Consider the following 11,985-nt stretch of genomic DNA (forward strand, 5'->3'; position numbering starts at 1 on the left):
CGCCGTTCGCCGGCCAGGTGCAGTTCGCCGCTGTCCAGCAGGGCGGCCATGCGCGGGGCGATCTGGGACGGGTCGATGCGGTCCGGCCACTCGCCCATCAGGCCCATGATCACCGCGCGGTCGGTGCCGTGCCCGACGCCGGTGGCGGAGAGCGAGCCGTACAGGCGCACTTCGAGGCGCTCGACGCGCGCGAGCAACTGGCGCTCGCGCAGGGCGCCGATGAACAGCGCGGCGGCGCGCATCGGCCCCACCGTATGCGAGCTGGATGGGCCGATACCGATCTTGAACAGGTCGAACACACTGATAGCCATGCCGGGCTTCCTCGAGTCGCTTGACGCCTGGTAGCGATTGTCCGCGCCCGCAGCCGAGAGAAAATGTCCGTTTCCGACCCGTAAATTCACCTGGACACCGACCATCCGCCAGCGCCGGCGGCTGCCCGTCGAGGCTGGCAGCGGCTAAACTGCGCGCTCTTCGTCCTGCGAGAACCCCATGAAACGCTCCCTGATCCTGCTCAGCGCCCTGATGATCGGCGCGACCCTCCACGGCTGCGGCGGTGGCGATGACAAGACCAAGACCGAGAAGGCAGCGGCCGCCGCCGCACCGGCCGACAGCTGCACCGGCCATCCGCTGGAAAAGGCCCTGCCGCCCATGGCCACGCTGTACGGCTACCCCTACCTGTCGCGCAAGTGCGGCTACAACGACGCCAGCGTCGTCTACGGCAAGGCCGACGGCAGCCAGCGCCTGGAAATCAGCCTGATCGACACCGGCATGCCGGCGCCGGCCCAGGACGGCAACAGCGATGCCGCCATCGCCTACCGTGGCGCCCAGGACAAGCTGCGCGAGATGACCCACTCCAGCCTGACCCTGCTCAACAGCACCCGCGAAGCCGCGCTGAAGAACGGCACCGCCGACAAGTTCGGCGGCGAGGACTACCTGCCGGTGATCGACACCACGCGCATGGGCGATCCGCTGGCGATCGTCGCGCCCGCCAAGGGCGAGAGCGGCGTTTCCACCCTCACCGGGCTGATCAAGAGCCGCTACGTGCTGAGCATCAGCTCCGCGGACAAGCCCAACGGCGGCAACGCCCAGGCCATGCGCCAGCTGTTCGTGCCCTTCGTCGAGCAGATGAAGCTGACCGCGCTGCCCTGAGCCTGCGCAACGCCGCGGCCGGGCTCCGACCAGGGCGTACAACCTTCGCGGTGGTATGCCCTGGCACCTCGCCTGATCGGCAGCCCCGCGGCCCCGCCCGCAGTGAACTTCGCTACGCTGCCTGGAGGATTTCCGCTTCCGAGGGCGTAGCCATGTTCGACAACTCCCAGCAATTCGCCAGCGACAACTATTCCGGTATCTGCCCGGAAGCCTGGGCGGCGATGGCCGAGGCCAACCGCGGCCATGAGCGCGCCTATGGCGAGGACCAGTGGACCGCGCGCGCCGCCGATCACTTCCGCCAGTTGTTCGAAACCGATTGCGAAGTCTTCTTCGCCTTCAATGGCACCGCCGCCAACTCCCTGGCCCTGGCCGCGCTGTGCCAGAGCTACCACAGCGTGATCTGCGCCGAGACCGCCCACGTCGAGACCGACGAGTGCGGCGCGCCGGAGTTCTTCTCCAACGGTTCCAAGCTGCTGCTGGCCAAGACCGACGCCGTGGGCAAGCTCAGCCCGGCGGCGATCCGCGAGATCGCCCTGAAGCGCCAGGACATCCACTACCCCAAGCCGCGCGTGGTGACCCTCACCCAGGCCACCGAGGTCGGCAGCGTCTACCGCCCCGACGAGCTGCGCGCGATCAGCGAGACCTGCCGCGAGCTGGACCTGCACCTGCACATGGACGGTGCGCGCTTCGCCAACGCCTGCGCCGCGCTCGACGTGTCGCCGGCCGAGCTGACCTGGAAGGCCGGGGTCGAGGTGCTCTGTTTCGGTGGCACCAAGAACGGCATGGCGGTGGGCGAAGCCATCCTGTTCTTCAAGCGCGAGCTGGCCGAAGGCTTCGACTACCGCTGCAAGCAGGCCGGTCAACTGGCCTCGAAGATGCGCTTCCTCGCCGCGCCCTGGGTCGGTGTGCTGCAGGACGACGCCTGGCTCTACTACGCGCGGCACGCCAATCAGTGCGCGTGCCTGCTCGCCGAGCGGGTCGCCGATGTGCCCGGTGTGAGTCTGATGTTCCCGGTGGAGGCCAACGGCGTCTTCCTGCAGATGTCTGAGCCGGCGCTGGAGGCCCTGCGTCAGCGTGGCTGGCGCTTCTACACCTTCATCGGTGCCGGCGGCGCGCGCTTCATGTGCTCCTGGGATAGCGATAGCGCTCGGGTCGAAGCGCTGGCGCAGGATATCCGCGAGGTCATGGCGACGGCTTGAGCCACCGGCATCGGCCTCGCGCGAGTCACAGGACAAAACGGTAGACAGCCTGTGCACAGGCTGTGGACAAGGCTCTTGGTAGAGGGGCGGGCGGCACGCTCGCGGGTGTCCCTCACGGCGCCCGATGAAAGCCCTGAACGCCAGACGCTGCAAGGGCTGCATGGGGATTCCGGCGCTTTGCGAGTTCGTCCACAGCTGCTGTGGAGCGGCCCTTGGCTTTCCTGTGGAAAAACTGTGTGCCAAGGGCTGTACCCCAGGCGCTTCGCTGCCTGCCGATAGCTGTTCGTTTTTTGCTCAATGGTCTGCGGCGGCGTGCCCGCGCGCCTGTGCATGCTTTTTTCGCTGGCAAGCCTGCGCAGCCTGTTCCCTGCTATCCCCGGAAACTGTTGGCGGCGCTGTGGGCAGGCTGTGGATAAGAGGCTCGCGAAGGCGCCTGGCGAGGCTCGCCAAGGGCTGTGCGTTTTTTCGCCAGCGCTGCCGGAAAAATCGTCCAAGCCATTGATATTCATGGCTTCCCCTGTTCGCACCGAGCCTCGGCGGAACTGTCCACAGTGGCTGTGGGGCATTTCCCGGACAAGCTGTGGAAAAGCTGTCGGCAAATGTCTCCTGAGCCGACTCTGCCTGGCCGCGAAGCTTCTGCTCAGGGAATGAGCGATAGGCCCTGCCAAGGCATCCGCGCCGACCGCCGCCATGGGTTTTCCCCAATGCCTGTGGGGCGAGCGGCAGGGATGCTGTGCAAGGGCTGTGGACAAACCGCTGTGAGCCCCGTCCGGCAAGGGCTCGGTGTGCTTGGGTGTTTTTTGTCCAGGGGCTCGGCGGGCGCCTGCCTATACTTCGGAAGACCCCGGCGGCAGGAGGTGTCCCATGAGTCATTCGGTCGAACAGATCCGCAGCGTGGCCCTGGTCGGGCATGGCGACAGTGGCAAGACGCTGCTGGCGGAGGCCTTGCTGCAGCGCAGCGGGGCGATTCCGGTCATGGGCTCGCTGGAGCGCGGCGACACGGTCTGTGACGGCGACCCGCTGGAGCGCGAGTATCACCATTCGCTGTCCGCATCGCTGGCGCACTTCAGTTACGCCGATACCCATATCCAATTGATCGACACCCCCGGCGCGCCTGATTTCATCGGCCATGCCCTGCCGGCGTTGGCGGCGGCGGACACCGCCCTGGTGGTGGTCAATGCGCAGAACGGCATCGAGCTGAGCACCCGGCGGATGATGGCCTGGGCCGCCGAGCGCGGGCTGTGCCGGATGCTGGTGGTGAACAAGATCGACGCCGAACGCGTCGATCTGCCGAGCCTGCTCGCCGACCTGCGCGAGGCGTTCGGCAAGGAAGTGTTGCCGCTCAACCTGCCGGCCGCTGGCGCCACGCGGGTGGCCGATTGCTTCTTCGCGCCGGCCGGCGAGGCCGACTTCTCGTCGGTGGCGGATGCCCACCAGGCCCTGGTGGATCAGGTCGTCGAAGTCGACGAAGAGCTGATGGCGCGTTACCTGGAACAGGGCGCGATCCAGCCGGAAGAGCTGCATGAGCCCTTCGAGCGCGCGCTGCGCGAGGGCCACCTGATCCCGCTGTGTTTCGTCTCGGCGCGCAGTGGCGCCGGGGTCGGCGAGCTGCTGGAGGTGCTGGCGCGGCTGGCGCCGAATCCCACCGAGGGCAATCCGCCGCTGTTCGAACGGGTCGACGAGCAGGGCCGGGTGCAGGCCTTCCGTTCCCGCCCCGATCCGCAGGCGCATGTGCTGGCCCATGTGTTCAAGGTGGTGATCGACCCCTTCGTCGGTCGCCTGGCGGTGTTCCGCGTGTACCAGGGCAGCCTGCGCCGTGACATGCAGTTGTTCGCCGGCGATGGCCGCAAGGCCTTCAAGGTCGGCCATCTGCTGCGGCTGCAGGGCAAGCGCCACGAGGAGGTGGTGCAACTGCTGCCTGGCGATTTCGGCGCCTTGAGCAAGGTCGATGAGCTGGAATACGACGTGGTCCTGCACGACTCCCACGACGAGGACCATATCCGCCTGCAGCCGCTGGACTTCCCCACGCCCATGCAGGGCCTGGCCATCGAGGCCAGCCGGCGTGGCGACGAGCAGCGTTTGGCCGAGGTGCTGCAACGGCTGCGCGTGGAGGACCCCTGCGTGCGCCTGGATTACAACGCCTCGACCCAGGAAACCGTGCTGCGCGGCATGGGCGAGCTGCACCTGCGCTATCTGCTCGAACGCCTGACCAGCGGCTACAAGCTGGAGGTGAGCACCCGGCCGCCCAGCGTGCCCTATCGGGAAACCGCCACGCGCGCGGCCGACGGCCACAGCCGGCACAAGAAACAGACGGGCGGCGCCGGGCAGTTCGGCGAGGTGTTCCTGCGCGTCGAACCGCTGCCGCGCGGCAGCGGCTTCGAGTTCGTCGATGCGGTGAAGGGCGGGGTGATTCCCGGGCAGTTCATCCCCTCGGTGGAGAAGGGTGTGCGCTCGGCGCTGGCCGCCGGCCCCCTGGCCGGTTTCCCGGTGGAGGACATCAAGGTCACGGTCTTCGACGGCAAGAGCCACTCGGTGGACTCCAAGGACATCGCCTTCCAGGCCGCCGGGCGCAAGGCCATGCTCGATGCCCTGCGCAACGCCGGGGCGATCGTGCTGGAGCCGATCGTCAACGTCCAGGTGACCGCGCCCGAAGCCAAGCTCGGCGATATCACCGCCGACCTCACCGGTCGCCGTGGCCAGGTGCTCGGCGCCGAACCGCTGTCGACGCACCTGTCGCTGGTGCGCGCGCAGGTCCCGCTGGCGGAGTTGGAGGGCTATGCCAACCGGCTGAAATCGATCACCGCCGGGCAGGGCGTCTACAACCTCGAGGCCAGCCATTACAGCGCCGTGCCGCAAGAGGTGCAGCAGCGCCTGGCCAGCGGCTACAAGGTGGCGCAGGAAGAAGACTGAGCGCGATTCGTTGGGTGGGGGCGTTCGCGAGGTCCAGGCCCATGGGCCGCGCTGCCCTCAACCCCAGCCGACGGGGCGCGCCGGCTTGGCGAGCGGCGCCGCTCAGGCGCGGCGGCGGGCCTGCTGGTCGATCAGGTGTTGCAGACGGAACAGGTGGCGGTAGCCGGCTTCCCAGGCGCCGTGCCCGGATTTCACGTTGATGTGTCCGGCCTGCGGCAGGATCAGCGTCTCGGCGCCCCAGGCGCGGCCCAGCTGCAGGGCGCGCTGCGGGCTGCAGGCGAGGTCGTTGTCGGAGCCGACCAAGACGCTGGGGAAGGGCAGGGCGTCCAGTGCGATGGGGGCGAAATTGCGCAGCGCGGCGTGGCAGCTTTCCCGCTCGACGTCCGCCGGCGCCACCAGCAGTGCGCCGGAGACCTGGGAGCGCACGCGCGGATCGGCGCGACGCGCCCAGGAGGCAACGGTCACGCAACCCAGGCTGTGGGCGATGAGCACCACGCGGCCCGGCAGGCGGCGGATTTCACGATCCAGTTCGGCCACCCAGTCGGCGTGACGCGGGGTGATCCAGTCCTCTTGCTCGACCCGCGAGGCATTCGGCAGGGCCTGCTGCCAGTGACTCTGCCAATGCGCCTCTTCCGAGCCGTGCCAGCCCGGCACCAGCACATAGCGGACGCGTTCGTTACGCATGGATTCACCCCTCGGCATCAAGACGGGGAGCAGTGTAAGGCCGGCGATTAGATTGATTAAGGAATAAAAAATACTTTGCTTATTCTTTATATGCTTATGCCGGTCGCTCGTTGATCGGCTTGACCTGCGGCAAGCCGATTCCCGGCGACAGGGCGCTAAATCGAAGCACTGTCTTTGCCTGGGGATAAGCTCATGGCCAAACGCTTCCCGCTGCATCCCAAACACCCCGAACGCATCTGCTGGGGCTGCGATCGCTATTGTCCGGCCGAGGCCATGGGCTGCGGCAACGGCGCCAGCCGCACCCAGCATCCCAGCGAAGTCCTCGGCGACGACTGGCTGGCCAGCGGCGACTGGGGCTTCGAGGCCGAAGCCGAGGCGCCGCCGCAGGTGCCTGACGCGGCGCGCTGATTCAGTCCGCGGACTTGCCGCAGCAGCGCGCCAGCAAGGCTTCCAGGTTGAGATCGGGCATGGCGCAGGCGCGTAGCGCGTTGACCGTCTGCTCGACGTAATCGCGGGTGCTGCCGAAGTGCCCCTGGGCGCTGGCGAACACCCGTTGCACGATGCTGTCCGGCAGCGAACCGGCGTAGCTGGGCAGGTGGCGTTCGAGGACGAAGCCCAGGGCGCGCACGCGGCTACCGTCGTCCAGGCGGCAACTGAGCCATTCCGGGCGGTAGGAGGCGTAGGGCATCTCGCGCTGCCAGAGGGCGAAGAGGTTGGCGTCGAGTTCCTCTTCGGGCAGCCGGTAGGCGAAGCCGGCGCAGGAACCGCCGCGGTCCAGGCCCAGCACCAGGCCGGGCATTTCCGGGGTACCGCGGTGGGTCAGCGACCATAGATAGAGACCCCGGTGATAGCCATGCACGCGCGCCCGGCGCGTCTCGGCCACCGGGAATTCCGGGCGCCAGATCAGCGAACCGTAGGCGAACAGCCACACCGGCCCACCATCGTGCTCGGCCATGCTGATTTCCAGCGAGGCGCGCAGTTGCTCCGCGCTGAGCCGTTCCGGCGCCCCCAGCGCCGGTGGATAGAAGGGGCCGTCCAATGCCGTCGAGCTAGTCATGCGTAACCCCCCAGTTACCTCACGCTGTCTGAAAAGTTAGCGGATGTAAGGGTTTGACTGAAGGGCTGTGTCCGTAAGACACCTTTACCCGGACGAACGGCGGCGTTCAGCCGTTTCGCGGAGCATGCGCCGGGCGTTCCAGTCCGAGGTTCTCGCGCAGCGTGCGGCCTTCGTACTCGCGGCGGAACAGGCCGCGCCGCTGCAACTCCGGCACCACCTGATCGACGAAGGCATCCAGTCCCTCCGGCAGCAGCGGCGGCATGATATTGAAGCCGTCCGCCGCGCCTTCGCGGAACCATTCCTCCAGGTGGTCGGCGACCTGCAGCGGCGTGCCGACCAGCGTGCAATGGCCGCGCGCGCCGACGATCTTCAGATACAGCTGGCGGATCGTCAGGTTCTCCCGGCGCGCCAGCTCGATGAATAGCGCCTGGCGGCTCTTCATCGCGTTGCTTTCCGGCAGCGCCGGCAGCGGTCCGTCCAGCGGGTAGGCGGACAGGTCGATGCCACCGGCCATGCCCGACAGCAGGCCGAGGCCGAGTGACGGTTCGACCAGGTTCTGCAACTCGGCGTAGAGGTCCTCCGCCTCGCTCTGGGTGCGTCCGAGCACCGGCGAGATGCCCGGCATGATCTTCAGTTGCTCGGCGTGGCGCCCGTACCGGGCCAGGCGTGCCTTGAGGTCGCCGTAGAAGGCGCGCGCCTCGGCCAGGGTCTGCTGCGCGGTGAACACCACCTCGGCGGTGCGCGCCGCCAGCTCGCGGCCCGGCTCGGAGGAGCCGGCCTGCACCAGCACCGGCCGGCCCTGCGGCGAACGCGGCAGGTTCAGCGGGCCGCGCACGCGGTAATAGGTGCCCTGGTGGTCGAGGGTATGCAGCTTGCGCGGGTCGAAGTAACGCCCGCTGGCCTTGTCGCGGAGAAAGGCGTCGTCCTCGAAGCTATCCCACAGGCCCTGGGCGACATCGATGAACTCCTCGGCGTGGGCGTAGCGCTCGGCGTGATCGAAGTGCCGTTCGCGGCCGAAGTTGTGGGCTTCCTGGTCGGTGGCCGAGGTCACCAGGTTCCAGCCGGCGCGGCCGCCGGACAGGTGATCCAGCGACGCGAAGCGGCGCGCCAGCAGGTATGGATCGTTGTAGCTGGTGGAGACCGTGGAGATCAGGCCGATGCGTTCGGTGGCGGTGGCCAGCCCGGAGAGCAGCACCAGCGGATCGAGGACTTCGCCGCCGATGGTGCGGCTGGCCAGTTCCGGGCTGCCGAGCAGGGCCAGGTTGTCGGCGAAGAAGATGCTGTCGAACTTGCCGCGCTCGGCCGTGCGGGCCAGGCGCAGGTAGTGCTGGAAGTCCAGGGCGGCGGCGTGGGCGCGGGGATGGCGCCAGGCGGCCAGGTGGTGGCCGCTGCCCATGAGGAAGGCGCCGAGTTTGATCTGTGCTTGGCTCATGTTCGCCTCAGAAGTCGTAGCGCAGGGTGACGCCGGCCATGCGGGGCTGGCCAGGGGAGCCTACATAGAGGCCGTTGGAGGCAGTGGTCACCGCCAGGTAGTAGTCCTTGTCGAAGGCGTTCTTCAGCCACAGGGAGGCGTCCAGCTGGCCGTCGCCGAGGTCGCGGCGCACGCCCACGGAGAAGTTGGCCAGGCCGTAGCCGGGGATCTTCGACAGGGCGGAGTCGTCCAGCGTGCCTTCGGCTTCGGAGCGGTAGGCGTAGCTGGCGGTCACATAGGGCTGCAGGCGGTCCTCGAGTTGCCACTGGTATTCGCCGTTGAGGTTGGCGATCCATTTCGAGGCGCCCATCACCCGCTTGCCACTGAGGTCGCAGGTGGCCGGGGCGCCGGGCTGGGTGCTGATCTCCGCCGGGCACGGGGCGTCCTTGAACGACAGGTAGGTGACGTCGTTGTAGGAGCCGTTGAAATTCAGCGTCAGGCCGCGGAACGGCAGGGCGGTGGCCTCGAACTCCAGGCCGCGCGAGCGCAGCTTGCCGGCGTTGGCCAGCACCTGGAAGCCGGTCAGCGAGCCCGGCGGCTGGTAGTAGGTGGTGGCCTGGTAGCCGTTGATGCCGGTCCAGAACAGGTTGGCGTTGAGCAGCAGGCGGCGGTCGAACAGGGTCGATTTGATCCCCAGCTCGGCATCGTTGGCGCGTTCCGGGCCGACCAGCAGCGAGTCGGCGCCGGCGCTGGGGGCGCTGCCGACGGTGAGGTTCACCCCGCCGGACTTCTCGCCATGGGACAGCGAGGCGTAACCGAGCAGGTTGTCGTCGAACCGGTAGCTGAGGCTGAGCAGCGCGGAGGGCGCGGCGTTGTGCAGGTGCAGGTCGCCGGAGTCGTAGGCGCCGGCCTGGCTGGCGCGCACGGCGGCGGCCAGGCCGCGGACCGCGGCACCGCCTTCGGGTGCGTAGCGTTGCACCTTGGCGTCCTTTTCTTCGTAGGTGCCACGCAGGCCGGCGGTGAAGTCGAGCCTGTCGGTGAGGTGCCAGGTGCCCTGGGCGAAGAGCGCGTAGCTCTGCGTATCGATCTTGCCGTAGCTGGTGCTGCTGACGTTGTTCAGCGCATTGAGGTTGGCGCCGATCAGATCGAGGTCGGCCAGCGGGCCGAGGTCGGTGAAGTAGCGGTTGCCGAGGTCCTGCTTGAAGGCGTAGGCGCCGAGCACGTAGTCGAAGGCGCCGCCGCTGGGCGAGGCCAGGCGGATTTCCTGGGAGAACTGGCGGTCATGCACTTCGTAGCCGAGGTCGCGGATCACCGGGACGTTGAGCTGGTCGGAATCGTTGGCCGGGTTGAAGTGCCAGTAGCGGTAGGCGCTGATCGAGGTCAGGGTGAAGCCGCCGGCGAGGTTCCAGTTGGCCTCCAGCGAGCTGGCGTTCTGATGCACGCTGACGTTCTGCCGGCCGTCGATGTTGGCGTGGCCGAGCAGCGGATTGGCGCCGACCAGGCTGGCGCGCTTCCAGAACAGCGCGGGGGCGCCGTAGATCACGCCGCTGCCCTGGGTGGAGTTCTCGCTGTTGTATTCGTTGATCCAGCGCAGGCTGAAGTCGTCGTCGGGCTTGAACAGCAATTGCCCACGCAGCCCCTCGCGCTCGCCGCCGAGCAGGGTGCGGTTGTCGGCCAGGTTGTTCAGGAAGCCGTCGTCGCGGGTGCGGTACACCGACAGGCGCCCGGCCAGGGTATCGGTCAGCGGCCCGGAGAAGGAGCCCTTGCCCTGGAAGTAGCCGTTTTCGCCGCCCGAGGCTTCGACGCTGCTTTCCGGGGTGAAGGTCGGCTTGCGCGTGGTGATGTTGAGCACGCCGGCGGTGGTGTTCTTGCCGAACAGCGTGCCCTGCGGACCGCGCAGCAGATCCAGTTGTTCGACGTCGAGCAGATCGAATATCGCCATGCCCGGCCGCCCCAGGTAGACGTTGTCCAGGTAGATCCCGGCGGAGCCCTCCAGGCCGTCGCTGGCCGGGTTGTTGCCGATGCCGCGCACCGCCAGGCTCGACTGGCGCGCGTGGATGTAGGCGACGTTGACGCTGGGCAGGGCCTGCTGCAGGTCCTGCAGGCGGTAGATGCGCTGCTTGTCGAGGGTTTCGCCGCTGAGGGTGGTGATCGGTGTCGGCACGTCCTGGGCGTTCTCTTCGCGGCGGCGGGCGGTCACCGTCACCGTTTGCAGGGCATCGCCGCTCACGGCGTCAGGCGCGCGGCTGTCCTGGCCGGCGCCGTCGTCGTCGGCGGCAGCGCAGGCGCTGGCCAGCAGCAGCGCCAGGGCCAACGGATGGAGCGCCGGGCCCGCTCGGCCGGCGCGGTGGGTAAGTCTGCTCATGGGATGTCCTTGCATGGCGGGCCGTGGCACGCACGGCATTGAGTCGGCAACGGAGGCTCGGGCCTCTCTGGAGGGCCATGCTAGGAAGGCGTGCTGCATCGCGATGGGCTTTGCCGGACATTCCATGGTCCGGGCCGGACAACCCGGATCAGACCGCCAGGGCCAGCGGGCCGGGGCGTGCCGACGGCCCGCTCGGCGCCCGCGTGGCCTGACCGAGGGCGCGCTGGCGCCACTGTCCGGGGCTTTCCCCGGTCCAGCGGCGGAAGGCGCGGTTGAAGCTGCTCGGCTCGTTGAATCCCAAGCGGTAGCAGACTTCGTTGACCGAACAGTGCGACTGCCGCAGGTAGTCGAAGGCCAACTGGCGGCGGGTGTCGTCGAGCAATTCCTTGAAGGTGGTGGCGTGGCGCAGCAGGTGGCGATGCAGGTTGCGCACGCTCATGCCCAGCTCCTCGGCGACCACCGTCTGTTGCACTTCGCCCTTGGGCATCTGCCGGATGATCGAGCGGCGCACCAGCTCCGGCAGAGCGTGCCGCGACAGGCGTTCCAGATAACGGCTCAGGCTGCTGTCGAGGGTGCAGGCCAGTTCGCTGTTGCCGCTGCGCAGGGGGATTTCGATCAGCCTTGGCTCATAGTCCACCGCGTTGTGCGTGGCGTCGAAGCACACTGGCAGGCCGAACAGTGCCTCCCAGCGCTGCGGATCGGCCGGGCGCGGGCGCGCCAGGTGGACGCGGCGCACCACGTCCAGACCGCCCCATATCGGTGTGGCATGGCGCAGCCCGGAGGCGATCAGTGCCTCGGTGGCCATCTGCTCGACCTGCACCCCGGCGATCTGTCGGTAGAGCAGCCGACAGTGGTCGGGGCCGTGCTCCAGGCTGACCTGCCCGGAGGTGCTGATCACCGAGGAAAAGCGCACCACGCGGTCGAGCGCCTCGCCCACCGTGGGACTGCTCTGGATGGCGAAGAGCAGGCCGTGGAAGTCGGTGGGCAGGCTGTGCGCCGCCACCTGCAGGCCGAAGCAGGCATCGCCGGTGATGCGTTCGGCGGCACGCCACAGAGCGCTCATGCGCTCCAGCGGGATGCGCAGATTGCAGTCGTGCAGGGTCGCCGGATCGATACCGGCGACCCGCAGCAGGGGCAATGGGTCATGCCCGCGAGCCTGTAGTGCCCGGGCGATGACCTGGGCCCAGGTGGCGATGGTGTCGGCGTGCAT

General features: G+C 68.2%; 10 protein-coding genes. 4 read left to right on the forward strand and 6 right to left on the reverse strand.

The window, feature by feature from the left end:
* Positions 1–311: serine dehydratase beta chain (locus tag BLQ74_RS16495; protein WP_280139870.1), on the reverse strand; the 311-nt coding region annotated here is incomplete at its 3' end.
* A gap of 178 nt (positions 312–489) precedes the next feature.
* On the opposite strand from BLQ74_RS16495, the gene BLQ74_RS16500 reads away from it, so the two are divergent.
* The 3 genes from BLQ74_RS16500 (at position 490) to fusA (ending at position 5,258) form a co-directional block, all read left to right on the forward strand.
* Positions 490–1,149 (forward strand): hypothetical protein, encoded by a 660-nt coding sequence (locus BLQ74_RS16500; protein ID WP_090264071.1) that lies wholly within the window; start codon positions 490–492, stop codon positions 1,147–1,149.
* A gap of 152 nt (positions 1,150–1,301) precedes the next feature.
* A complete protein-coding gene (locus BLQ74_RS16505) occupies positions 1,302–2,348 on the forward strand; it encodes a threonine aldolase family protein (protein ID WP_090264074.1) in 1,047 nt (348 codons plus the stop codon).
* A gap of 864 nt (positions 2,349–3,212) precedes the next feature.
* Positions 3,213–5,258, forward strand: a complete 2,046-nt coding sequence (gene fusA / locus BLQ74_RS16510) for an elongation factor G (protein ID WP_090264076.1) — start codon at positions 3,213–3,215, stop codon at positions 5,256–5,258.
* Positions 5,259–5,360: 102 nt separating this feature from the next.
* Here fusA and BLQ74_RS16515 read toward each other — a convergent pair whose 3' ends face one another.
* Positions 5,361–5,942, reverse strand: coding sequence for an alpha/beta hydrolase (locus BLQ74_RS16515; RefSeq protein ID WP_090264078.1), 582 nt, complete (start codon positions 5,940–5,942; stop codon positions 5,361–5,363).
* A gap of 192 nt (positions 5,943–6,134) precedes the next feature.
* Between BLQ74_RS16515 and BLQ74_RS16520 the strand changes: the two genes are divergently transcribed.
* The gene (locus BLQ74_RS16520) at positions 6,135–6,350 is read left to right on the forward strand and encodes a DUF3079 domain-containing protein (RefSeq protein ID WP_090264081.1); all 216 of its coding nucleotides are present in this window, start codon (positions 6,135–6,137) and stop codon (positions 6,348–6,350) included.
* A gap of 1 nt (position 6,351) precedes the next feature.
* On the opposite strand, the gene BLQ74_RS16525 is transcribed toward BLQ74_RS16520, so the two are convergent.
* The 4 genes from BLQ74_RS16525 to BLQ74_RS16540 form a co-directional block, all read right to left on the reverse strand.
* Positions 6,352–6,999 (reverse strand): gamma-glutamylcyclotransferase, encoded by a 648-nt coding sequence (locus tag BLQ74_RS16525; RefSeq protein ID WP_090264083.1) that lies wholly within the window; start codon positions 6,997–6,999, stop codon positions 6,352–6,354.
* Between the two features lie 106 nt (positions 7,000–7,105).
* On the reverse strand, positions 7,106–8,431 hold the full coding sequence (locus tag BLQ74_RS16530; RefSeq protein WP_090264085.1) for an LLM class flavin-dependent oxidoreductase: 1,326 nt from the start codon (positions 8,429–8,431) through the stop codon (positions 7,106–7,108).
* A gap of 7 nt (positions 8,432–8,438) precedes the next feature.
* A complete protein-coding gene (locus BLQ74_RS16535) occupies positions 8,439–10,775 on the reverse strand; it encodes a TonB-dependent receptor (protein ID WP_425287503.1) in 2,337 nt (778 codons plus the stop codon).
* Between the two features lie 148 nt (positions 10,776–10,923).
* Positions 10,924–11,985, reverse strand: a complete 1,062-nt coding sequence (locus BLQ74_RS16540; RefSeq protein ID WP_090264090.1) for an AraC family transcriptional regulator — start codon at positions 11,983–11,985, stop codon at positions 10,924–10,926.

Origin of the sequence: Pseudomonas panipatensis, assembly GCF_900099785.1 — a bacterium.
GTDB classification, from domain to species: domain Bacteria; phylum Pseudomonadota; class Gammaproteobacteria; order Pseudomonadales; family Pseudomonadaceae; genus Pseudomonas; species Pseudomonas panipatensis.

Bases quoted from the DNA above. Each gene is read 5' to 3' on its own strand.
- BLQ74_RS16500 (WP_090264071.1), top strand. From the start codon at position 490: ATGAAACGCTCCCTGATCCTGCTCAGCGCCCTGATGATCGGCGCGACC.
- BLQ74_RS16530 (WP_090264085.1), bottom strand. From the start codon at position 8,431: ATGAGCCAAGCACAGATCAAACTCGGCGCCTTCCTCATGGGCAGCGGC.
- BLQ74_RS16525 (WP_090264083.1), bottom strand. From the start codon at position 6,999: ATGACTAGCTCGACGGCATTGGACGGCCCCTTCTATCCACCGGCGCTG.
- BLQ74_RS16535 (WP_425287503.1), bottom strand. From the start codon at position 10,775: ATGAGCAGACTTACCCACCGCGCCGGCCGAGCGGGCCCGGCGCTCCAT.
- BLQ74_RS16520 (WP_090264081.1), top strand. From the start codon at position 6,135: ATGGCCAAACGCTTCCCGCTGCATCCCAAACACCCCGAACGCATCTGC.
- BLQ74_RS16505 (WP_090264074.1), top strand. From the start codon at position 1,302: ATGTTCGACAACTCCCAGCAATTCGCCAGCGACAACTATTCCGGTATC.
- BLQ74_RS16515 (WP_090264078.1), bottom strand. From the start codon at position 5,942: ATGCGTAACGAACGCGTCCGCTATGTGCTGGTGCCGGGCTGGCACGGC.
- fusA (WP_090264076.1), top strand. From the start codon at position 3,213: ATGAGTCATTCGGTCGAACAGATCCGCAGCGTGGCCCTGGTCGGGCAT.
- BLQ74_RS16540 (WP_090264090.1), bottom strand. From the start codon at position 11,985: ATGCACGCCGACACCATCGCCACCTGGGCCCAGGTCATCGCCCGGGCA.